The organism is Pantoea sp. PNA 03-3 (genome assembly GCF_003201175.1).
Lineage (GTDB): Bacteria > Pseudomonadota > Gammaproteobacteria > Enterobacterales > Enterobacteriaceae > Pantoea > Pantoea stewartii.
In genome coordinates, this window is record NZ_QICO01000003.1 from 284,706 (window position 1) to 307,452 (window position 22,747).

Here is a 22,747-nt window from a genome sequence, read left to right on the forward strand (position 1 = left end):
ATTGTTAAATCGGTAACCTTTCATTTACCTTTCAGCCATCAGGTTTAGTGAAAGGATGTGATATGCGTCTCTTACTGGTGGAAGACACGGCCGAGCTGGCGCGATGGTTACAGAAGGCGTTAACGCAAAAAGGGTTTGCTGTGGACTGGGTCGCGGACGGCGTTTCGGCGGATCACAGCCTGCAAAGTGAAGATTATGCGCTGGTCGTACTGGATGTTTCCCTGCCGCGTCTGGACGGCATTGAGGTGTTAACCCGGTTACGTCGGCGTGGACAAAATGTCCCGGTGTTGCTGCTGACCGCACGCACAACGCTGGACGACCGCGTGCGCGGCCTGAATACCGGCGCGGATGACTATCTGACCAAACCCTTCGAACTGGATGAACTGGATGCGCGCCTGCGTGCGTTGCTGCGTCGTGCGCAGGGACACTCGGCCCGGCACCAGACCCTGGGCCAGTTGGTGCTGAACGGTGAAGGCTACTTTTTGCTGGCAGAGAAACCGCTGGCGCTGACACCGCGTGAATCCAGCGTACTGACCACGCTGATGCAGCGTCGGGGCCGCCCGGTCTCGCGGCAGCATTTGTATGAACAAACCTTCACCCTGGCGGATGACGCCAGCCCGGAAAGCATCGAGCTGTATGTACACCGGGTACGCAAAAAGCTGGCGGGCAGTAACGTGGGCATTGTGACGCTGCGCGGACTGGGCTACAGCCTGGAAACCCTGGCATGCGACTGATCACCTCGCTACGGGGCGAGTTACTGGCCTGGCTGGGGCTGCCGCTTTCCCTGCTGTGGGTGCTTTCTGTTTACACGCACTATCAGAGCGGACTGGCGGCGGCGAATCAGGCCTATGATCGCTCTCTGCTGGCCTCTGCGCGCACAGTCGCTGAACGGCTGGTGGTGCGTAACCAACACCTGGAGGTCGACGTGCCCTGGGTGGTGCTCGACAGCTTTGAGCGCAACATGAATGATCGCCTGTTTTATCAGGTGATTTCGCCGCAGGGGAAAACGCTGTCCGGCTATGACGGGCTTCCCCCGATCCCCGTCACCAGCGCGATGTCAGAGACCTATCCCGCGCTGGTCCATTTCTATGACGGCTATTATCAAAAGCAGCGCATCCGGGTGGCGGCCTTGTGGCAGCCCGTCAGCGAGACGGGCGCGGAAGGTATGGCGCTGGTGCTGGTCGCGGAAACCATCCATTCCCGTGAGGCTTTCGCGAAAGGGCTGATGCGCACGGCTTTGCTCAGCCAGAGCGCGCTGGTGTTAATTGCCGTGTTGCTGGCAAGCCTGATGCTACGCCGGGTGTTGCGGCCTTTACGCCGTCTGTCCCGCATTGTGCTGCGTCGCGATGGTGCTGAACTGACGCCGCTGCCGTCCCTGCCGTGGTCGGAGCTACAGCCGCTTATCGTGGCATTTAATCGCTATCTGGAACGGCTGCGGGGATTGCTGGCGCGTCAGGATCGGTTCAGCGCCGACGCCGCTCATCAGCTTCGCACGCCGCTCACCATTCTGAAAACCCAGATCGGCACGGCGCTGGACAGCCATCAGCCCGAACAGTGGCGGGAAAGCCTGCAGAGCATGCGCTACACGCTGGATGACACCATCCTGCTTACCGACCGGCTGCTGCAACTGGCGCGTATCAAAGCCCGACACGGCGAAGATAAACCCATGGTGAAAGTGGATCTGGCGACGGTGGTTCGCGAGGCGTGCCTGAGCCGCTATGCGGCTGCGCGTGCGAAACAGATTGACCTGGGTTACGAAGGTGATGCGCACGGCGACGTCAAAGGCGATGCGCTGCTGCTGGGCGAGCTGTGCGCCAACCTACTGGATAACGCTATTACCTATACGCCGGTGCAGGGTACGGTGACGGCGCGCCTGGAGAGCGGCAGATTATACATTGAGGATTCAGGGCCGGGCATTCGCCCGGAAGAGCAGCAAAGCGCTTTACGGCCATTTATCCGGCTGGATAACGCCGCGATGCAGACGGGAGCAGGTATCGGGCTGGCGCTGGTGCACGATATTTGCGCCTGGCATGGCGCAACCGTCACGCTGGATAGCAGCCCGTCACTCGGTGGGCTGCGTGTCACTATCCGGTTTAATGCGGATCGGCCTTAAGCGATTCCCGTCGCGTTAACGGCCTGCGCAGACGCTGTGCCAGCAGAACGCCTGCCAGCGTCAGACCGCCGCCAATCCAGTGATAGCTGTGCAGATGTTCATGCAAAAACAGCACCGCAATCAGGGCGGTAAAGAGCGGTGTCAGATTCATAAAAATACTGGTGATGCTGGCCCCCAACTTTTGTACGCCATGAATCCACAGCCAGGGGGCCAGAATGGAGGCGAACAGGCCGGCAAAGGCCACCAGGGGAAGATTCCGTGGCGTGAGCGAGACATCCGGTGTCATCAGAAAACCGGGCAGCAACAGCATCACGCCAGCGGCAATTTGCACATACAGACTCTGCCAGACGGGCAGGGGAATCGACCAGCGTTTTGTCATCACGCCGTAAAGCGCATAGCAGGCTGAGGCCGCCAGCATCAGGGCTTCGCCCGTACCGATGCCGTGATGCAGCAGCTGGTCAGGATTGCCTTCACTGACCAGCCAGATTAAGCCACAGAAGGAGATCAGACTGCCGGCCAGAATCCCCACGGTCGGGGCAATCCGCAGAATAAGGACACTGAGCAGCACGGTGAGTAGCGGGATGAGCGCGGCGATAATGCCCATAAACAGGGCACTCACGCTATGGGCGGCGTAATAGGCCAGACTCTGATACAGCGCCATGCCCAGCAGGCCCAGAATCATCAGTCGTCCCAGATGCGGCCGGATCGTCTGCCATTGCCGCAGCACGCCCGGCAGGACAAAAGGCGTCAGCACCAGCAACGCCAGCAGCCAGCGATAGAACGAAATTGCGGCAGGCTCAATGGCACCTGCCGATAATTTATTCACGATAGCGTTAACCGACCAAATCAACACCGCAAACAGCGGAAATAAAAAGACCATAACAAGGCTCCCGTCTCAGACCCGCGGCAGTGTACGCCTGTGATGCCCCTTTCTGCCAGCCTTACCCGCCCCTGCACTGCGTGGTTAGGCGAATGTCAGGCTTTTGTGCCAGAATAGCGGCCTTCAATACACAGACAGGAAAGCCGTGGTGAAAATTCTCGTCGATGAAAATATGCCGTATGCCCGTGAACTCTTTAGTCGTACGGGCGATGTGGTCGCCGTACCTGGCCGACCGCTTCCTGAAGCCGAGCTGGCGGATGCCGATGGTCTGATGGTGCGTTCCGTCACCCAGGTCAACGCCGCGTTGTTGCAGGACAAACCCGTTAAGTTTGTCGGCACTGCCACGGCGGGCACGGATCATATTGACGAAGCGTGGCTGCAGCAGGTGGGCATCGCCTTCTCTGCGGCCCCCGGCTGTAACGCGATTGCGGTGGTTGAATACGTGTTTTCTGCCTTGCTGCTGCTGGCAGAGCGGGACGGTTTCCAGTTGCGCGATCGTACTGTTGGCATCGTGGGCGTGGGAAATGTGGGCGGACGCCTGCAGAAGCGGCTGGAAGCCTGGGGCGTGAAAACCCTGTTATGCGATCCCCCGCGTGCCGATCGGGGTGACGACGGCGAGTTTCTCTCGCTTGATGCGCTGGTGCAGCAGGCCGATATTCTGACCTTTCACACGCCGCTGTTTAAATCGGGCCCTTATAAAAGCTGGCATCTGGCCGATGCCGCGCTGCTGATGGCTCTGAAACCGAAGACGATTTTGATTAACGCCTGCCGTGGCCCGGTGGTCGACAATGCCGCACTGCTTGAGGTGCTGAACCTGCGTCACGATCTGAGCGTGGTGCTGGACGTCTGGGAACCGGAGCCGGATCTCTCCCTCGCGTTGCTGGATCGGGTTGATATCGCCACGGCGCACATTGCCGGTTACACCCTTGAGGGCAAGGCGCGCGGCACCACCCAAGTGTTCGAAGCCTGGTGCGACTTTATTGGTCAGCCGCAGCAGGTGCCCCTGAGCAGCCTGTTGCCTACGCCAGAGTTCAGCCAGATCAGCCTGAATGGGCCGCTCGATCAGTCAACGCTGAAACGTCTTGTGCATCTGGTGTATGATGTGCGCCGCGATGATGCGCCCCTGCGAAAAGTGGCGGCAAAACCGGGTGAATTTGACCGCCTGCGCAAGCAGTATGAAGAGCGTCGCGAGTGGTCATCATTGCAGGTGAACTGCGATGAGGCCGCGACCGCAGAAATGCTCACTCAGTTGGGCTTTAACGCCGTATTATCCTCCACCTGATTGTCAGCCTGCGTAAAACGCGGGCACAGGTGCAGGGATAAATCTGAATCCCTGGGCGGTGACATCACCGCCTTCTGTTTTTATGTCATTGTCTGAGGTAAACCAACATGTCTGACGGCTGGAATATTGCGCTTCTTGGCGCAACAGGCGCAGTAGGGAACGCTGTACTGGAACTGCTGGCTCAACGCCAGTTCCCGGTTGGTGAATTGTATTTGCTGGCAAGCGATAACAGCGCCGGTGAAAGTAAACGTTTTGAAGGCCGCTCTTTGCGGGTTGAAAACGCCGCGGAGTTTGACTGGTCACAGGCGCAGCTGGCCTTCTTTGTTGCCGGTCGTGACGCCTCGGCCCGTTATGCGGAAGAGGCGGCGAGTGCGGGTTGCCTGGTTATCGACAGCAGTGAGCTGTTTGCCCTGTCGCCGGATGTGCCGCTGGTGGTGCCGGATGTGAATCCGCAGGTGCTGGCCGATTACCGTAATCGCAATATCATCAGCGTGGCCGATAATCTGGTGAGCCAACTGCTGACGGCTATCAAACCGCTGGTCGATGCCGCCGGTTTAGGCCGTTTGCAGGTCACCAATCTGATCTCCGTCTCCACGCACGGCAAAGTGGCTGTGGATGCGCTGGCCGGGGAGAGCGCCCGCCTGCTGAACGGCGTACCGGCGGATGACCACCATTTTGGTCGTCAGCTGGCTTTTAACCTGCTGCCACAACAGGCCGATGCAGAGGGCAGCGTGGAGAGCGAGCGTCGCCTGGTTGATCAGGTGCGCAAAGTGTTGCAGGACGACGGTTTGCCCGTGGCGGTCAGCAGCGTTCAGGCACCGGTGTTTTATGGCAATGCCCAGATCGTCCACATTGAAAATCTGCGCCCGCTGTCGGCAGACGAAGCCAGAGCAGAGCTGGCCCTGGCCGCCGATATTCGCCTGAGCGACGAAGAGGACGTTCCCACGCCGGTAACGGATGCCTCAGGTAGCGATGCGCTGAGTATCGGCAGTGTACGTAATGACTACGGTATTCCGGAGCTGTTGCAGTTCTGGTCCGTGGCGGACAACGTTCGTTTCGGTGGCGCGCTGATGGCGGTGAAAACCGCAGAGAAGCTGGTGCAGGAGTATATGTACTGATGTCGGAAGGTCAGACAAGAAAGCTGGCACTGGGCATTGAGTACGACGGCAGCCGATACTACGGCTGGCAACGGCAGCAGGAAGTGCGCAGCGTGCAGGAAAAGCTGGAGCGGGCGCTGTCGAAGGTCGCGGACCATCCGGTGAGCGTATTTTGCGCCGGGCGTACCGATGCTGGCGTGCACGGCACCGGACAGGTGGTGCATTTTGAGACCGTGGCGCAGCGAGCGGATGCCGCCTGGACATTGGGTGTCAATGCCAATCTGCCGGACGATATCGCTGTACGTTGGGTGAAAGCCGTGCCGGACGAGTTTCATGCACGGTTCAGCGCCACAGCCCGGCGTTACCGTTACCTGATTTACAACCAGCGCTTACGTCCGGCTATCCTGGGCAAGGGCGTGACGCACTTTTACTATCCTCTGGATGTGGAAAAGATGCAGCGCGCCGGGCAGAGCCTGCTGGGCGAGAACGATTTCACCTCGTTTCGCGCCGTACAGTGCCAGTCGCGTACGCCATGGCGCAACGTGATGCACCTGAACGTCAGTCGTCACGGGCCCTATGTCATTGTGGACATTAAAGCCAACGCTTTTGTGCACCATATGGTGCGCAACATTGTCGGTAGTCTGATGGAAATTGGCTGTGGTAATCAGCCAGAATCCTGGATGGCAGAACTGCTGGCCGCCAAAGATCGCACGCTGGCGGCGGCCACGGCAAAAGCCGAAGGGCTTTACCTGGTGGCGGTGGATTATCCCGCGCACTTTGCTTTACCTCAGCCGCCGATGGGGCCGTTGTTCCTCGCGGATTAATCAACCTTAGCTAAAGGGATCGTTATGGAGTTCATCCATTTTGTGGTCGATTTTATTTTGCACATTGATGTGCATCTGGCCGAATTAGTCGCGCAGTATGGCATCTGGATTTACGCCATTTTGTTCCTGATTTTATTCTGCGAAACCGGCTTAGTGGTCACGCCGTTTTTGCCAGGCGACTCGCTGCTGTTTGTCGCGGGGGCACTGGCGGCATTGCCCGGTAACGATCTGAACGTCCACCTGATGGTCGCGCTGCTGGTTATCGCGGCGATCCTGGGTGATGCGGTGAACTACACCATCGGTAAACTGTTCGGTGAACGCCTGTTCAGCAACCCGAATTCGAAAATTTTCCGCCGCAGCTATCTGGATAAAACCCATGCGTTTTATGCCCGTCATGGTGGAAAAACCATTATTCTTGCCCGTTTCGTGCCGATTGTGCGTACCTTTGCCCCTTTTGTCGCTGGCATGGGCCACATGTCCTATCGGCATTTTGCCCTGTTTAACGTTACCGGTGCGCTGGCATGGGTGCTGCTGTTTTCCTATGCAGGCTATCTGTTTGGCGATTTGCCAGTGGTGCAGGAAAATCTTAAGCTGCTCATCCTGGGCATTATCGTGGTATCGGTTCTGCCGGGCATTATCGAAATCTGGCGTCATCGCCGCCAGGCTAAGCAGCAAAATTAACCCTGAGCAGGCTTACCGCTCAGGGGTAAGACCAGATTTTTATCCACAGTCTTAACTGGTTGTGGTTTAATGAGCGACATTTACCGTCTGCTGAAGCGGTTTTCAGCAGCATCAAGACGACTGGACCAGGTCAGTTTTTAACAGAAAGGTCATCAATGAGCTGGATTGAACGCATTCTTAATAAAAGCAATATTACGCCTGCACGTCGTGCCAACATTCCGGAAGGAGTGTGGACGAAATGCGACAGCTGTGGCCAGGTACTTTACCGTGCCGAGCTGGAGCGTAATCTTGAGGTCTGCCCGAAGTGCGACCACCACATGCGCATGCACGCCCGTGAGCGTCTGGCGAGCCTGCTCGATCAGGGCACGCTGGTTGAACTGGGCAGTGAGCTGGAACCCAAAGATCTGCTGAAGTTCAGGGATTCCAAAAAGTACAAAGATCGTCTGGTTGCGGCACAAAAAGCGACAGATGAAAAAGATGCGCTGATCGTCATGAAAGGCCAACTGCACGGTATGCCGGTTGTCGCGGCAGCCTTTGAGTTCGCGTTTATGGGCGGTTCAATGGGCTCTGTTGTCGGGGCGCGTTTTGTTCGCGCGGTCGAGCAGGCGCTGGAAGACAACTGTCCGCTTATCTGCTTCTCCGCCAGCGGCGGTGCCCGTATGCAGGAAGCGTTAATGTCACTGATGCAGATGGCGAAAACTTCTGCGGCGCTGGCGAAAATGCAGGAACGCGGTCTGCCGTATATTTCGGTGCTGACTGACCCAACCATGGGCGGTGTTTCCGCCAGCTTCGCGATGCTGGGCGATCTGAACGTGGCCGAACCGAAAGCGCTGATTGGCTTTGCGGGTCCACGCGTTATTGAGCAGACCGTGCGTGAAAAACTGCCACCGGGCTTCCAGCGAAGTGAATTTCTGATTGAAAAAGGCGCGATTGACATGATCATTCGTCGTCCGGAAATGCGCTTTAAACTGGCAAGTCTGCTGGCAAAAATGATGAACCTGCCGGCACCGTTGCACGATGGTGAAGAGTTCGCACCTGCGACGTCCCACCCGGAGAGTAACGAGGCCTGACAGGAGACAGAAGGCGCGCCGGTCGCGCCTTCCACCCATGCACCCTATACCTTGTTGCTTTCACCAGGTATAAATTTGCAAAACGGGACATATGGACAATCTTCACCTCCCTCAAGCCACGTCGCCTTTGGCCACGTGGCTTTATTATCTTGAGCATCTCCACACTCAGGCAATTGAACTGGGCCTGGACCGTATTCGCCAGGTGGCGCAACGTCTGAACCTGCTGAAGCCTGCCCCTTTTGTTTTCACCGTTGCCGGTACCAATGGTAAAGGCACTACCTGTCGGACGCTTGAAACCCTGTTGATGGCCGCGGGCTATCGCGTGGGCGTTTACAGCTCGCCGCATCTGGTACGTTACACAGAGCGTGTCCGGGTGCAGGGACAGGAGTTGAGTGAAGCGCAACACAGCGCCAGTTTCGCTGACATTGAAGCGGGACGCGGTACTATCTCCCTGACCTATTTTGAATTCGGCACGCTGTCGGCGCTTAACCTGTTCCAGCAGGCGAAACTTGACGTGGTCATTCTGGAAGTCGGGCTGGGTGGGCGGCTGGACGCAACGAATATTGTGGATGCCGATGTCGCGGTGGTGACCAGTATTGCGCTGGACCATACCGACTGGCTTGGCCCGGATCGCGACAGCATTGGTCGGGAAAAAGCGGGCGTATTCCGTCAGGGTAAACCTGCGGTGGTGGGTGAGCCTGCTATGCCGGTGACGATTGCCGATGTCGCCAGGGAAAAGGGCGCTCAGCTCATTCAGCTTGGCCGTGACTGGCACTATCATGCGCAGGCAGAAAGCTGGTCTCTGCGCGATGCGCACGGTGAACTGAGCGATCTACCGCTGCCGCAGGTGCCCCTGCCGAATGCGGCAACGGCGCTGGTGGCGCTGCGTGCCTCGGGGCTCAACGTCAGCGACGCACATATCCGCGCCAGCCTGCCGCTGGCGGTGCTACCCGGGCGCTTTCAGACCGTCAGTGAGTCGCCTCGCGTGATTCTGGATGTGGCGCATAACCCGCATGCAGCAGGCTACCTGGCATCGCGCCTGGCTGCCTTGCCGACGCGGGGGCACGTTCACGCCGTGGTCGGGATGCTGCATGATAAGGATATCGCCGGGACGCTGTCCGCGCTGGCCCCGCAGGTCGACTTCTGGTACTGCGCGCCGCTGTCCGGCCCGCGCGGTGCCAGTGCAGAACAACTCATGGCACACGTAACGTCTGCCCGGGCATTCGCAGATGTCGAACAGGCCTGGCAACAGGCGCGGCAGCAGGCTGAACCGCAGGACATCATCCTGGTATGCGGCTCTTTCCTGACCGTCGCGCAGGTGATGGAATCGATTGAAACGGAGAGAGGACGTGGCGAGTAAGTTTCAAAACCGTTTAGTCGGTACCGTTATTCTGGTGGCCATCGGCGTGATTGTGTTGCCGGGGCTGCTGGATGGTAAGAAAAAACACTATAAAGAAGAGTTTGCGGCGATTCCACTGGTCCCGAAACCGGACGACCAGCAGGACAGCGAAATGGTGCCGCCGGTCACCCAGTCGCTGCCAGCCCATCCGCCTGCCGGCGCGGGCAGTGCGGTAAGTCATCCTGACGGGGGCAACTCACAGGCGCAAGAGGGCAGCACGCAGCCCGAGCAAAACAGTGCGCCGAGTGTCGTATCACCGCCGCCTGTACATTCGACGACAGCGAAAGAAAAACCAGCTGAGACGACAAAACCGAAACATACCGAGCAGGCTAAACCGAAGCCGGTAGAACAGACGCAGAGCAAACCGGTCGAGAAAACCAAACCGGTTGAGCAAGCGAAGCCCGTTGAAAAAACCAGGCCGGCCGAGCAGGCAGCGCGCACCGAGGAAGTGGCCCCGGCAGAGCAACCGAAAGAGACGCAACCCTCGGGACAGGCGTATGTTGTCCAGTTGGGCGCATTGAAGAACGCCAGCAAGGTCAACGAGATTGTCGCGAAGCTGCGCCTGTCGGGTTACCGGGCCTATACGGTGCCGTCAACGCCGGTGCAGGGACAAATCACCCGCATTTATGTGGGACCGGATGCGTCTAAAGCGAAAATGCAGGCGGCAGTGGGCGAGCTGAAAAACGTCTCGGGTCTAAGCGGCGTGGTTAAGCCCTACAGCGCGCGTTAAATCCGTGATTGGCGCTGCCGATAAGAATAACAGGCAGCGGCAATCAGCTCTGGCTAAGCGGGGCGGGCAACGGTTAGCCTGGCTTTTCAACGGGTTAACCGGATAACAATCTCACAGGCGAAGTTCGTTTTTTTCTTCGCCTTTTTTATGGATGCAGAACCTGAAAACCCCTACGCAAACGTTTTCTTTTTCTGTTAGAATGCGCCCCGAACTGGATGCAGGGGTGCAATGGCACTGGCGCTGGAAGAGTTCATGATCTGGATTGATTACGTCATTATTGCGGTAGTTGGTTTTTCGGCTTTGGTCAGCCTGGTTCGAGGGTTTGTCCGCGAAGCCTTATCTCTTGTTACCTGGGGATGCGCGTTTTTTGTCGCCAGTCATTACTATGCCTACCTTGCTGTCTGGTTTACAGGTTTTGACGACGAACTGGTTCGGAACGGAATCGCCATTGCGGTGCTGTTCATTGCGACCCTGATTGTGGGGGCGATAGTGAACTACGTTATCGGCTCGCTGGTAGAAAAAACCGGCCTGTCGGGAACCGATCGGGTATTAGGCGTTTGTTTCGGGGCCTTGCGTGGTGTGCTTATTGTAGCCGCTTTGCTGTTCTTCCTGGATACATTCACGGGTTTTTCAAAAAGCCCGGACTGGCAGCAGTCTCAACTTATTCCCGAGTTCAGTTCTATAATCAGGTGGTTTTTTGACTACCTGAAAAGCACGTCGAGTTTTTTGCCCCGGTGAGACCATCGGGCGTACGGCTTAATGAGGAAATGACAACATGTGCGGTATTGTCGGTATCACCGGTTTCATGCCGGTAAACCAGTCGATCTATGACGCGTTAACGGTGCTCCAGCATCGTGGGCAGGATGCCGCAGGCATTTGTACGATTGATGCGCTCAACTGCTTTCGCCTGCGTAAGGCCAACGGCCTGGTCAGCGATGTTTTCGAAGCCCGTCATATGCAGCGTTTACAAGGCAACATGGGGATTGGTCATGCACGCTATCCTACAGCGGGCAGCTCCAGCGCTTCTGAAGCGCAACCGTTCTACGTCAACTCGCCGTACGGGATTTCTCTTGCACACAACGGTAACCTGACCAACGCACATGAGCTGCGTAAGCAGCTGTTCGAAAAAGGCCGCCGTCATGTGAACACCACGTCAGACTCAGAGATCCTGCTGAATATCTTTGCGCAGGAACTGGATCGTTTTCAGCACTATCCGCTGGAAGCCGACAACATTTTTGCCGCTATCGCCGCCGTGCATCAGCAGGTTCGCGGCGCGTATGCGGTGGTCTCGATGATTATCGGCCACGGCATGGTCGCCTTCCGCGATCCTAACGGGATTCGTCCGCTGGTGCTGGGCAAACGCGTCATTGCGGATGGCCGTACCGAGTATATGGTGGCCTCAGAGAGCGTCGCGCTGGATACACTGGGTTTTGAATTCATCCGTGACGTCGCGCCGGGTGAAGCGGTGTACATCACGGAGCAGGGCCAGCTTTCGACCCGTCAGTGTGCCGAGAACCCCAAGAACAATCCGTGCCTGTTCGAATACGTCTATTTTGCCCGACCAGACTCCTTCCTGGACAAAATTTCGGTCTACAGCGCGCGCGTCCGCATGGGCACCAAGCTGGGCCAGAAAATTGCCCGTGAATGGGAAGATCTGGATATCGATGTGGTGATTCCGATTCCGGAAACCTCCATGGATACGGCACTGGAAATCGCCCGCATCCTTGATAAGCCTTACCGCCAGGGATTTGTGAAAAACCGCTATGTCGGTCGTACCTTTATCATGCCGGGTCAGCAGCTGCGCCGCAGCGCCGTGCGCCGCAAACTCAATGCTAACCGCGCCGAATTCCGCGATAAAAACGTCTTGCTGATCGATGACTCTATCGTGCGTGGCACCACGTCTGAACAGATTATTGAAATGGCACGCGAAGCAGGGGCTAAAAAGGTTTATCTCGCCTCTGCGGCTCCGGAAGTGCGCTTCCCTAACGTCTACGGCATTGATATGCCGAGCGCCACTGAGCTGATTGCCCATGGCCGCGAAGTCGAAGAGATTCGTCAGATTATCAAAGCAGATGCGCTGATTTTCCAGGATCTCAATGACCTCATCGAAGCCGTACGCGAAGAGAATCCCGATATCGTTCAGTTCGAGTGCTCCGTTTTTAACGGGGTTTACGTTACTAAAGATGTGGATCAGGGCTACCTTGAATATCTGGAATCCCTGCGTAACGACGACGCGAAAGCCATTGCGCGGCAGAACGAAGTCGAAAATCTTGAACTGCATAACGAAGGCTGATCAGGCCTGATGCAAAAAAAGAGGGCGGGACTTATCCCGCCCTCTGTGTTTTTTGTCGCGCTGCGCTATTATGGTGCACTTTGCCACTGCAAGGTTGAACGATGAAACGACTCATTATTGGTATTTCCGGCGCAAGCGGTGTGATTTACGGCGTGCGGTTACTGCAGGTCTTGCAGCAGGTCAGCGACGTGGAAACCCATCTGGTCATCAGTCACGCGGCGCGTCAGACGCTGAGCCTGGAAAGTGACTACAGTCTGCGCGATGTTCAGGCGCTGGCCGATGTGGTTCATGATGTGCGCGACATTGCCGCCAGCATTTCCTCCGGGTCGTTTAAAACCCTGGGCATGGTGATTTTACCGTGTTCAATGAAAACCCTGTCGGGCATTGTGCACAGCTACAGCGATTCCCTGCTGACGCGCGCGGCGGACGTGGTGCTTAAAGAGCAGCGCAAGCTGGTACTCTGCGTGCGTGAAACGCCGCTGCATATTGGCCACCTGCGGATGATGACGACTGCCGCTGAATTAGGGGCGATTATCATGCCGCCGGTACCGGCGTTTTATCATCGTCCGACAACCATTGACGAACTGGTCGATCAAACAATTAACCGGGTTATCGATCAGTTCGACATTGAACTGCCTCAGGATTTGTTTGTGCGCTGGCAAGGTGCATAAGGTTCAGCTTGTGCACTTATTTAGTGCAAAAGCGCGGGAGCGATCACTGTTCCTGCATTTGGTGAACTAAAAGTTCACAACATCGCTTTTTCTCTGTGACTTCACTGATATATTCCTTTCACAAACCCAGCCTTTATGTGGCAAAAACGGCGGGCTGGGTGCGCGGCAGACCTGCATAACTGGCACGAAACGTGCACAGGTTACTGGCAGTGTTCGTTGCAAACACACATCATGCATCACATAACAATAATTTGCTGAGGGTAATCTATGAAGAAGCGTGTTCTGGCTCTTTCTTTAATGTTGGGCCTGTCCAGTGTGGCCAGCGTATTTGCAGCCGTACCGGCCTCGATTCGTGTCGGCACTGACCCAACATACCCGCCGTTTGAGTCAAAAAACGCGCAAGGACAGTTAGTCGGTTTTGATATCGATCTGGCTAACGAAATCTGTAAACGTATTCAGACCAAATGTACCTATGTGGAAAGCGACTTTGACGCGCTGATTCCGTCGCTGAAAGCTAAAAAAATCGACGCTATTATCTCCTCGCTCTCTATCACCGCGAAACGTCAGGAAGAGATTGCTTTCTCTGACAAACTCTATGCGGCCAATGCCCGTTTAGTCGCGCCTAAAGGTTCGAAAATTCTGCCGACGGTTGAATCGCTGAAAGGCAAAAACGTCGGTGTGCTGCAAGGCACCACGCAGGAAACCTATGCTAACCAGTACTGGCGTCCAAAAGGTGTGACCGTCACGCCTTATGCGAACCAGGATCTGGTGTACCAGGATCTGACTGCGGGCCGTATTGATGCCGCATTCCAGGATGAAGTGCAGGCGGCTGAAGGCTTCCTGAAGCAGCCTGTCGGTAAAGACTACGCTTTTGCCGGTCCGGCCGTGAAAGATGACAAGATTTTTGGCGTCGGTACCGGTATAGGATTACGTAAAGATGACACCGAGCTGAAAGCGGCCATTGATAAAGCGTTTGAATCCATGCGCAAAGACGGTACGTACGACAAAATTGCGAATAAATACTTTAATTTCAACGTGTACGGTGACTAACCTGTCGACTTTGCCTCTGGTAATCGCCTGACCGGATAACGCCTGGTTGCCCTGGCCGCACTGGCCCCGGCAACCTCTGCGTTGTGGTTGATGCCTTACCAGAAGCAACGCTGCCCGCCCACGTGGCGGGTTCAGCGCCGTTTCCACCCCACGACAGGATCTTTTCCATGTTGTATGGCTATTCTGATGTCATTTTAAAAGGCACGTTGGTCACGCTGGAGCTGGCACTGAGTTCCGTGCTGCTGGCGGTGATTCTCGGGCTGATTGGCGCAGGCGCGAAGCTGTCACGTCATCGCCTGCTGTCGCTTATTTTTGAGGGCTACACGACGCTGATTCGTGGCGTGCCCGATCTCGTCCTGATGCTCCTGATCTTCTACGGTCTGCAGATAGTGCTGAACCACATCACCGATGCGCTGGGTCTGGCGCAGTTCGATATCGATCCTATGGTCGCGGGCATTATCACCCTGGGCTTCATCTACGGGGCCTATTTTACCGAGACGTTTCGCGGGGCCTTTATGGCCGTGCCCAAAGGGCAAATCGAAGCCGCGACCGCGTTTGGTTTTACCGGTTCCCAGGTTTTCCGTCGCATCCTCTTTCCGGCGATGATGCGTTATGCGCTGCCCGGGATTGGTAATAACTGGCAGGTGATCCTGAAAGCGACCGCGCTGGTCTCGCTGCTGGGGCTGGAAGATGTGGTTAAAGCCACGCAGCTGGCGGGCAAGAGCACCTGGCAGCCGTTTTATTTCGCCATCGTCGCGGGTGTGATCTATCTGGTGTTTACCACGCTGTCTAACGGCGTGCTGTGGTGGCTCAATCGCCGCTACACGGTTGGCGTGAAGAGGGCAGAGCTATGATTGAGATTATCCACGAGTACTGGAAATCACTGCTCTGGACTGACGGTTACCGCTTCACCGGCGTGGCGATTACGCTATGGCTGCTGATTGTTTCGGTGGTGCTGGGCGGCTGTATGGCGGTACTGCTGGCGATTGCACGCGTGTCGCCGAATCGCTTTATCAGCCTGCCGGTCTGGCTCTTTACCTATGTTTTTCGCGGTACGCCGCTGTATGTTCAACTGCTGGTATTCTATTCCGGCATGTATACGTTGGAGATCGTGAAAGGCACCGAGTTGCTGAATGCGTTTTTCCGCAGCGGACTGAACTGTACCTTACTGGCGTTTACCCTGAATACCTGCGCCTATACGACGGAGATTTTCGCCGGTGCGATTCGTGCTGTGCCTCACGGGGAAATTGAAGCCGCGCGCGCGTATGGTTTCTCAACGTTTAAACTGTATCGCTGTATTATTTTGCCTTCTGCGCTGCGCACCGCCTTGCCGGTTTACAGCAATGAGGTGATATTGATGCTGCACTCGACCGCGCTGGCCTTTACGGCAACCGTGCCTGATTTGCTCAAAATCGCCCGGGACATCAACGCGGCAACGTATCAGCCCTTTACCGCGTTTGGCATTGCGGCCGTCCTGTACCTGATTATTTCCTACACACTGATTAGCCTGTTCCGCCTGGCGGAGCGTCGCTGGCTGGCCCATGTGAAACCTTCTTCATCGCATTGAGTAAGACTATGGCTGATAACAAATTAAGCGTCACCGAACTGCATAAACGTTACGGTGAACATGAAGTATTAAAAGGCGTGTCTTTACATGCTAATGCGGGCGATGTCATCAGTATTATTGGATCGTCCGGCTCAGGGAAAAGTACCTTTTTGCGCTGTATTAACTTCCTCGAAAAACCGAGCGAAGGCACCATTACGGTCAATAACACCGCCATTTCGCTGGTCCGTGATACCGACGGTCAGCTAAAGGTGGCCGACAAAGAGCAGTTGCGCCTGCTGCGCACCCGCCTGACGATGGTGTTTCAGCACTTTAATTTATGGAGCCACATGACGGTGCTGGAGAATGTCATGGAAGCGCCGATTCAGGTGCTGGGCCTGAGCAAAGCCCAGGCGCGCGAACGCGCTGTCACCTATTTGAATAAAGTCGGCATTGATGAGCGTGCGCAGTCAAAGTATCCGGTGCACCTGTCAGGCGGCCAGCAGCAACGTGTGTCGATTGCCCGCGCGCTGGCGATGGAGCCCGAGGTGCTGTTGTTTGATGAGCCAACTTCTGCCCTTGACCCGGAACTGGTCGGGGAAGTGCTGCGCATCATGCAGAAGCTGGCCGAAGAGGGCAAAACCATGGTGGTGGTGACGCATGAAATGGAGTTTGCCCGTCACGTTTCCAGCCATGTGATTTTCCTGCATCAGGGTAAGATTGAAGAGCAGGGGCCGCCGACAGAGTTGTTCGGCAATCCCAAAAGCCCGCGCCTTCAGCAGTTCCTGAAAGGTTCTCTTAAGTAAGCCGATCCGCGCCTGTTGAGCCATCGCTTAACAGGCGCGTGGCGGTAGATTCGTCCGTGACCAGACCCGAGATCCAGCCGCCTGTTAATGCCGCCCGAATGGCGGCAAATTTGCGCTCGCCGCCTGCAAAACCGATGATCGGACGCGTTGTCCGGCTTTCCAGCGTGACGCTGGTGAGCAGCGCATCGGTCTCGCCCATCACACGTTCACCCTGTTGATTGAAAAAGTGGCCAAGCATTTCGCCAACGACGCCGCGCGCGTTGAGTGCCTGAACCTGGCTGTCGGTGATAAACCCTTCAGCATGGAGCGGACAGCCGGGTGTGACTTCGCCGATGCCGAGAAAGGTCATACTGGCCTGTAAGGCCCGACTGACCACGCGTTGATAGACCTGATGCTGGCACCACATCTGTTTATCTTCCGGGCTGTCGGCATACAGCGGCGCAGGAATAAAGAAATACTTGCCCTGCATTTTTTCAGACAGCTTGAGCGGCACGTCATAGCGGGTGCCGGAGTCGTCTCGCGCAATAGCACCAATCATGGAAACACACTGGTGCTGGGGCCGCTCCACCCAGGGCAGGGCATCAATAATCGCCCGCAGAGTTTTACCCGAACCGATACCAAACACCTGCGGCTGGTCATCGTTGATAAACTGCGACATAACCTCTGCGCCTTCGACCGCCAGCATTTGCTGAATAGCGTGGTCATCCAGCCCGGCAGAAGGGACGACACGACAGTGCTGCAGGCCAAAGGCTTCCTGCACCGCGTGTGCCAGGCGCAGGCAGTGCGTGACAGGATGGTCAATCTTGACGCTGACCATACCCATTTCGCGTGCGCCTGAAATCAGGCGCTGGGCAACCTGCCTGGAGAGTCCCAGCGCCCGGGCAATCTCTTGCTGTGTTAACCCGGCCACGTAATACATCCAGGCGGCGCGTGCAGCCAGTTCCTGCTTTTTCTCTTCTTTGTTCATCACGGCATTCCCTTCTCAGCGAATCGCTAGTTTATCGCGTACAGCTGGAAAAAACCTATCAGGGCAAAAGCTCATATGTTGGGCAATTGATTGTATCGTGAGATCTGTCACAGATAATACTCGTAACCTCTGATTAACATACAGTGTTCGGGCAATTGCCCTCTGTTATGACAAATGCTTATTGAGGTGACTATGACAACATCCGTGTGGATGCATATTGGGGCAGGCTCTTTTCATCGCGCTCATCAGGCATGGTATCTGCACCGGCTGATGCAGCAAGGGGACAGTCGGTGGCACATTGCGCTGGGGAACATCCGTGAGGATGCGTCACCGCTGTTGACCCAGTTGGCTGCGCAGCACGGCGAGTATGTGCTGGAAACGGTCACGCCGCAGGGCGAACGCGACTATGAAACGATTACCTCGATTCGCAAGATTCTGCCCTGGGATAAGGCGCTTCGCGCTCTGGTGCATCAGGGCGCCGATCCTGCCACCCGGATCCTTTCTTTTACCGTGACGGAAGCCGGTTACTACCTGACGACGGAACATGCGCTGGATCTACAGCAGCCCGATATTCGCGCGGATCTGCAGGGCGAGGCGCGCACCCTTTATGGTGCGCTGGCGCGGATCCTGGCGGCGCGCGTCGCGAACGGCGGCGGCCCCGTTACCTTGCTGAACTGCGATAATCTGCGCCATAACGGTGAGCGTTTCCGCCAGGGCTTTTTGGCGTTTCTTAACGCACAAGGGAACGAGGCGCTGGCTGACTGGGTGCGGACTCACACCACCTCGCCGAATACCATGGTGGACAGGATCACACCGCGTCCTACGGCGGATATTGCCGGACGTGTGCTGGCGGCCACGGGTAAAGATGACGCGGTGCCGGTGATGGCGGAATCCTTTATCCAGTGGGTGATTGAGGATGACTTTATTGCCGGGCGTCCGGCGCTGGAGCAGGTCGGCGTTGAGCTGGTGGAGTCGGTGTTGCCCTGGGAAGAAGCCAAGATCCGCATCCTCAACGCCACCCATAGCGCGATTGCCTGGGCGGGCACGCTGATCGGCTTGCGCTACATCGACGAAAGTACCCGGCAGAAAGCGATTCATCAGATGGCCCGGGAGTATGTTTCGCAGGATGTCATCCCGTCGTTGTCCCCCAGTCCCTTAAATCTGGCTGAATACCGCGATGTCGTACTGTCGCGCTTCAGTAACCCCTGGATCAAAGACACCAACCAGCGTGTGGCGGCGGATGGCCTGTCGAAAATCCCGGCGATGGTCACGCCCACTTTGCAGGCGTGCTATCAGCGCGGAACGCCACCTGCGGCCAGCGTGGTGTTACCGGCCCTGTTTTATCTGTTTTTGCAGCGCTGGGCGCTGGGCGAACTGCCTTACGACTATCAGGATGGTGTTCTGCAACCCGACGTGATTCAGCAGTGGTTCACCCAGCCCGATCCGTTGCGGACCTATATGACGCAGCCTTCCCTGTTTGGGGCGCTGGCGACTTCCGCCGATTTTCATGCACGCCTCACCGCTACCGTGGCCGGGCTCACGACATGGCTGGCCCAGCCGGAACAGAAACTGGCTGTGGCATAGGGGAACGACATGTACCTGGGTATCGATATTGGCACATCCGAGCTGAAAGCGCTGATTCTGAATGCGCAGGGCGACATTGTGGCATCTGAACATGCCACCTTGCAGGTGCAGCGGCCGCATCCGCACTGGGCAGAGCAGCATCCGCATGACTGGTGGCACGCCTGCCAACAGGTGATGGCGCGTCTGCGTCAGCAGGCGCCTCAGGCCTGGTCGGCTGTCACGGCGATAGGCCTGTCCGGCCAGATGCACGGTGCGGTGCTGCTGGATGAACAGGGCGACATTTTGCGGCCCTGTATTTTGTGGAACGACACGCGCAGCGCGGCGGAATGTAACTGGCTACATCAGCACCATCCCGAGATGATGCAAATCAGCGGCAACATGATCATGCCGGGTTTTACGGCACCCAAACTGCGCTGGGTTGCGCAGCACGAGCCCGCCTGCTTTAGCCGCATCAGCAAAGTGTTGTTGCCGAAAGATTACCTGCGCTGGCGGTTAACCGGACGATGGGTGACGGATCCCTCCGATGCCGCCGGGACATTATGGCTGGACGTGGCGACGCGCGACTGGTCAGACGCGCTACTGGCCGCGACAGGGCTGCGTCGCGAGCAGCTGCCTGAAATCGTGGAGGGCAATGCGGTCAGCGGCACGTTGCGACCTGACCTTGCCCGCGAATGGGGCCTGTCGACAGCGGTGATCGTTGCCGGCGGCGGTGGCGATAACGCCACGTCAGCGGTCGGCGTCGGTGCCATCCACCCTGGCGATGCGTTTATTTCCCTTGGGACCTCCGGCGTGATTTTTGTGGTCAACGATCGGCTACGGGCCGATCCGCAGTCCGGTGTGCATGCGTTCTGCCATGCGCTGCCTGGTCGCTGGCACCAGATGAGCGTCATGCTCAGTGCTGCAAGCTGCCTGCGCTGGGTATGTCAGCTGCTGTCGGTCAGTGAAAATCAACTGCTTGAGGACGTGGCTGAGCTGAGCCCAACACAGAAACAGCGGGCCCCACTTTTCCTGCCCTATCTCTCTGGCGAGCGCACGCCGCATAACGACCCTGATGCCACGGGCGCGTTTTATGACCTGCGCCACGAAACTCAGCGCGCCCTCCTGGGATACGCGGTGCTGGAAGGTGTCGCGTTTGGCCTGGCCGACGGTCTGGCCGTTCTGGGCGACGGACGGCAGGACATCACGCAGTTCAGCCTGACCGGTGGCGGCGCGCGCAGCAGCCTGTGGGCGCAGCTGATTGCCGATGTGCTGGACTCTCCGGTGGTGACGCATCCGGCCAGCGCGTCCGGCGCGCTGGGCGCGGCGCGACTGGCCTGGCTGGCGACGGGCGGGGATGAAGCGACCGTATGCCGCAAACCGTCCGTGCAGGCCCGCTACCTGCCAGACCCCGAAGTTCGCGCGGTGCTGCAACAACGTCTGGCACGATTCCGCGCGCTATATCACCAACAAGTTCAGACCCGTTCACTGGCCTGATTAACCTGTAACCGAACAGAGAAGGACCATCGTTATGCATGCAACTGCGTACTGGTTTGGCTTGCCCAAACAGCTGATCTGGGGATTCGTCGCCATTGCGATTTTTATGGCAGGAGACGGTTTCGAAATGGCATTTCTGTCACGCCATATCACCGATATGGGCTTCACGCCGGGCCAGTCGGCGCTGGTGTTTACCTGTTACGGTTTAGCGGTCGCGCTGGCCGCCTGGGCCTCCGGCGTGGTGGCGGAACTGATTACGCCTCAGCGCGCCATGTTAATCGGTTTTGTCTTGTGGATTGTCATGCATGCCCTGTTCATGAGCCTGGGGCTGGGACTGCGTAATTATCCCCTTATGCTGCTGTTCTACGGCATTCGCGGCCTGGCTTATCCGCTGTTTATCTATTCTTTTATGATGCTGCTGGTCCAGGTGTTACCGCGTGAACGCCTCGCGGCGGCGACGGGCTGGTTCTGGGCAATGTATTCGGTAGGGATTGGTGTGGTCGGAAGCTATCTGCCCAGCCTGATTATTCCCTCTCTTGGTGAAACCGGGACATTATGGCTGGCGATTGCCTGGGTGGCCTGCGGTGGCGTACTGGCGTTTTTTAGCCTGCGCCATGTGCCGGTCGACCGCTCACGCGTGCACTTACCGATGCGCGAGAAAATGACGGAAATGTCCCGGGCGGTGACCATCCTGTTTACTAATCAGCATGTGTTTTACGCCTGCCTGATCCGCATTATTAATACGCTGTCGCTGTTTGGTTTTGCCATCATCATGCCGCTGCTGTTTGTGGATCGGCTGGGTTTCACCTTGTCGGAGTGGTTACAAATCTGGGCGGTGTTTTTCTTTGTCACCATCTTTACCAATATTTTCTGGGGCATCATGGGCGAGCGGATTGGCTGGATCCGTCAGGTGCGCTGGTTTGGCTGTCTGGGCATGGCGCTCTCCAGTCTGGCATTCTACTATCTGCCCGTTTATGCCGGTCATAACTTCATGGTCGCCCTTATTCCGGCCGTCATGTTGGGGATTTTCGTCGCGGCGTTTGTGCCGATGACGGCCGTCTTTCCCACGCTGGAGCCGCATCATCAGGGCGCGGCGGTCTCGGTTTATAACCTGTCAGCGGGGATGAGCAATTTTGTCGCGCCGGCCATCGCCTCTATGCTGTTGCCGTTTTTTGATATCGTCGGGGTGGTGTGGGCTTATACCGGCTTGTATCTGTTTGCCGGGGTGCTGACGTTTATTATCCGTGTGCCGCAGCCTCATCATGGCGCGCAACGTACAGCGCGCAAGTCAGGGTCCGCAGTAACATCGCAATAGAAGAAGGGGAGCCACAGGCTCCCCCGGCATTACCCCTTAACCACGTCCTTTAAGGCATCATGCAGGTCATACCAGCGGAAGCGAAACCCTGCGGCCTCCAGCCGTTTAGGCAGCACATGTTGTCCACCGAGCACCAGCACCGAGGATTCGCCCATCATCAGCTTAATGGCGCTGGCGGGCGTGCGCATGAAAGCCGGGCGGTGCATGACCTCGCCCAGCGTGGCGGCAAACTGCTCGTTGCGCACCGCATAGGGCGCGACCATGTTATACGGGCCCTGGCAGTCGTCATGATCCAGAAGCCACAGGATGCCGTTGACCATGTCATCGATGTGGATCCACGGCATATACTGTTTACCGCTGCCGAGCGGGCCACCGACGCCGAGCCTGAACGGCAGTTTCATTTTGCTCAGGGCGCCGCCCTCACGCGCCAGCACCACGCCGGTGCGCAGCAGGCAGACGCGCGTCCGGTCACTTTGTGCCGTCAGTGCCAGCTGTTCCCAACGGGCACAGAGCGTATGCGTAAATTCATTCTGGCCGGGATCCTCTTCGGTCAGGACCACTTCACCACTGTTGCCGTAAAAGCCGGTCGCCGACCCCGAAATCAACACGCGCGGCGGCGTGGTGCTGGCATTGATGAGTGAGGCAATACGTTCTGTGATTTGCCAGCGGCTCTCGCACAGTTGCTGCTTATGCGGCTCGGTCCAGCGTTTATCGGCAATCGGTTCACCGGCCAGGTTGATCACGGCATCCACCCCATCCAGCGAATGCTGCTGTGCGAGGCCAGACCAGAAGGCGATATTTTCGCCCAGCGTTTCCCGTGCGGCTACGACATCGCGGGTCACCACGCTGATCGTGTGACCACGCGCCTGTAACTGCGGAATAAGATGGCGGCCAATAAGCCCGGTTCCACCGGTCATTAAGATATGCATAGTGCGGCTCCGTCTGATTTTTTATTTTTTGCTTACTTCA

Annotated in this window: 22 protein-coding genes; 19 read left to right on the forward strand and 3 right to left on the reverse strand. The window is 57.2% G+C overall.

Annotated features, from left to right (window positions below):
* Positions 1 to 62 precede the first annotated feature (62 nt).
* Positions 63 to 734, forward strand: a complete 672-nt coding sequence (tctD, locus tag C7433_RS11205) for a transcriptional regulator TctD (RefSeq protein WP_033740685.1) — start codon at positions 63 to 65, stop codon at positions 732 to 734.
* Positions 725 to 2,113: a sensor histidine kinase gene (locus tag C7433_RS11210; RefSeq protein ID WP_033740683.1), complete on the forward strand. Its 1,389-nt coding sequence runs from the start codon at positions 725 to 727 to the stop codon at positions 2,111 to 2,113. Before tctD ends, C7433_RS11210 begins: the two co-directional genes overlap by 10 nt.
* Here the strand turns inward: C7433_RS11210 and C7433_RS11215 are convergent.
* Positions 2,094 to 2,993: a DMT family transporter gene (locus tag C7433_RS11215; RefSeq protein ID WP_033740681.1), complete on the reverse strand. Its 900-nt coding sequence runs from the start codon at positions 2,991 to 2,993 to the stop codon at positions 2,094 to 2,096. The two genes, C7433_RS11210 and C7433_RS11215, sit on opposite strands and share 20 nt — an antisense overlap.
* Before the next feature lie 148 nt (positions 2,994 to 3,141).
* On the opposite strand from C7433_RS11215, the gene pdxB reads away from it, so the two are divergent.
* From pdxB to hisP, 14 genes are all read left to right on the forward strand, one after another.
* Positions 3,142 to 4,275, forward strand: a complete 1,134-nt coding sequence (pdxB, locus tag C7433_RS11220; RefSeq protein ID WP_110268189.1) for a 4-phosphoerythronate dehydrogenase PdxB — start codon at positions 3,142 to 3,144, stop codon at positions 4,273 to 4,275.
* Positions 4,276 to 4,382: 107 nt separating this feature from the next.
* Entirely contained in the window at positions 4,383 to 5,393 is a 1,011-nt protein-coding gene (locus C7433_RS11225; RefSeq protein WP_039339710.1) for an aspartate-semialdehyde dehydrogenase, read from the forward strand.
* On the forward strand, positions 5,393 to 6,196 hold the full coding sequence (truA, locus tag C7433_RS11230) for a tRNA pseudouridine(38-40) synthase TruA (protein WP_006120062.1): 804 nt from the start codon (positions 5,393 to 5,395) through the stop codon (positions 6,194 to 6,196). Before C7433_RS11225 ends, truA begins: the two co-directional genes overlap by 1 nt.
* Positions 6,197 to 6,220: 24 nt before the next feature.
* A complete protein-coding gene (locus C7433_RS11235; RefSeq protein WP_033740676.1) occupies positions 6,221 to 6,877 on the forward strand; it encodes a DedA family protein in 657 nt (218 codons plus the stop codon).
* 155 nt (positions 6,878 to 7,032) lie between these two features.
* Positions 7,033 to 7,947: an acetyl-CoA carboxylase, carboxyltransferase subunit beta gene (gene accD, locus C7433_RS11240; RefSeq protein ID WP_033740674.1), complete on the forward strand. Its 915-nt coding sequence runs from the start codon at positions 7,033 to 7,035 to the stop codon at positions 7,945 to 7,947.
* Positions 7,948 to 8,038: 91 nt separating this feature from the next.
* Positions 8,039 to 9,307 carry a bifunctional tetrahydrofolate synthase/dihydrofolate synthase gene (gene folC / locus C7433_RS11245; RefSeq protein WP_110268190.1) on the forward strand — a complete coding sequence of 423 codons (1,269 nt, stop codon included), beginning with the start codon at positions 8,039 to 8,041 and terminating at the stop codon, positions 9,305 to 9,307.
* A complete protein-coding gene (dedD, locus tag C7433_RS11250) occupies positions 9,297 to 10,076 on the forward strand; it encodes a cell division protein DedD (protein WP_110268191.1) in 780 nt (259 codons plus the stop codon). The genes folC and dedD overlap by 11 nt, the downstream gene beginning before the upstream one ends.
* Positions 10,077 to 10,328: 252 nt before the next feature.
* Positions 10,329 to 10,814: a colicin V production protein gene (gene cvpA, locus C7433_RS11255; protein ID WP_026021019.1), complete on the forward strand. Its 486-nt coding sequence runs from the start codon at positions 10,329 to 10,331 to the stop codon at positions 10,812 to 10,814.
* A 37-nt stretch (positions 10,815 to 10,851) separates the two neighbouring features.
* Positions 10,852 to 12,369, forward strand: a complete 1,518-nt coding sequence (gene purF, locus C7433_RS11260) for an amidophosphoribosyltransferase (RefSeq protein ID WP_033740671.1) — start codon at positions 10,852 to 10,854, stop codon at positions 12,367 to 12,369.
* Between the two features lie 101 nt (positions 12,370 to 12,470).
* Positions 12,471 to 13,040 (forward strand): UbiX family flavin prenyltransferase, encoded by a 570-nt coding sequence (locus C7433_RS11265; protein ID WP_006120055.1) that lies wholly within the window; start codon positions 12,471 to 12,473, stop codon positions 13,038 to 13,040.
* Between the two features lie 267 nt (positions 13,041 to 13,307).
* Positions 13,308 to 14,090: a lysine/arginine/ornithine ABC transporter substrate-binding protein ArgT gene (gene argT, locus C7433_RS11270; protein WP_110268192.1), complete on the forward strand. Its 783-nt coding sequence runs from the start codon at positions 13,308 to 13,310 to the stop codon at positions 14,088 to 14,090.
* A 167-nt stretch (positions 14,091 to 14,257) separates the two neighbouring features.
* Positions 14,258 to 14,944, forward strand: coding sequence for a histidine ABC transporter permease HisQ (locus tag C7433_RS11275; protein WP_033740669.1), 687 nt, complete (start codon positions 14,258 to 14,260; stop codon positions 14,942 to 14,944).
* Positions 14,941 to 15,657 carry an ABC transporter permease gene (locus C7433_RS11280; RefSeq protein WP_033740667.1) on the forward strand — a complete coding sequence of 239 codons (717 nt, stop codon included), beginning with the start codon at positions 14,941 to 14,943 and terminating at the stop codon, positions 15,655 to 15,657. Before C7433_RS11275 ends, C7433_RS11280 begins: the two co-directional genes overlap by 4 nt.
* Before the next feature lie 8 nt (positions 15,658 to 15,665).
* Entirely contained in the window at positions 15,666 to 16,439 is a 774-nt protein-coding gene (hisP, locus tag C7433_RS11285) for a histidine ABC transporter ATP-binding protein HisP (RefSeq protein WP_033740666.1), read from the forward strand.
* Here hisP and C7433_RS11290 read toward each other — a convergent pair.
* On the reverse strand, positions 16,432 to 17,406 hold the full coding sequence (locus tag C7433_RS11290; protein ID WP_006120048.1) for a sugar-binding transcriptional regulator: 975 nt from the start codon (positions 17,404 to 17,406) through the stop codon (positions 16,432 to 16,434). The two genes, hisP and C7433_RS11290, sit on opposite strands and share 8 nt — an antisense overlap.
* A 192-nt stretch (positions 17,407 to 17,598) precedes the next feature.
* Between C7433_RS11290 and dalD the strand changes: the two genes are divergently transcribed.
* From dalD to C7433_RS11305, 3 genes are read left to right on the forward strand one after another with little or no spacing between them, the layout of a single operon-like run.
* Complete coding sequence (gene dalD, locus C7433_RS11295) at positions 17,599 to 18,990, forward strand: D-arabinitol 4-dehydrogenase (protein WP_110268193.1); 1,392 nt, start codon at positions 17,599 to 17,601, stop codon at positions 18,988 to 18,990.
* Between the two features lie 9 nt (positions 18,991 to 18,999).
* On the forward strand, positions 19,000 to 20,463 hold the full coding sequence (gene xylB, locus C7433_RS11300) for a xylulokinase (protein ID WP_058707791.1): 1,464 nt from the start codon (positions 19,000 to 19,002) through the stop codon (positions 20,461 to 20,463).
* A gap of 34 nt (positions 20,464 to 20,497) precedes the next feature.
* Entirely contained in the window at positions 20,498 to 21,778 is a 1,281-nt protein-coding gene (locus C7433_RS11305) for an MFS transporter (RefSeq protein WP_039339700.1), read from the forward strand.
* A 29-nt stretch (positions 21,779 to 21,807) separates the two neighbouring features.
* Here the strand turns inward: C7433_RS11305 and C7433_RS11310 are convergent, their stop codons facing one another.
* Positions 21,808 to 22,707, reverse strand: a complete 900-nt coding sequence (locus C7433_RS11310; protein ID WP_033740657.1) for a TIGR01777 family oxidoreductase — start codon at positions 22,705 to 22,707, stop codon at positions 21,808 to 21,810.
* Between the last annotated feature and the right edge of the window lie 40 nt (positions 22,708 to 22,747).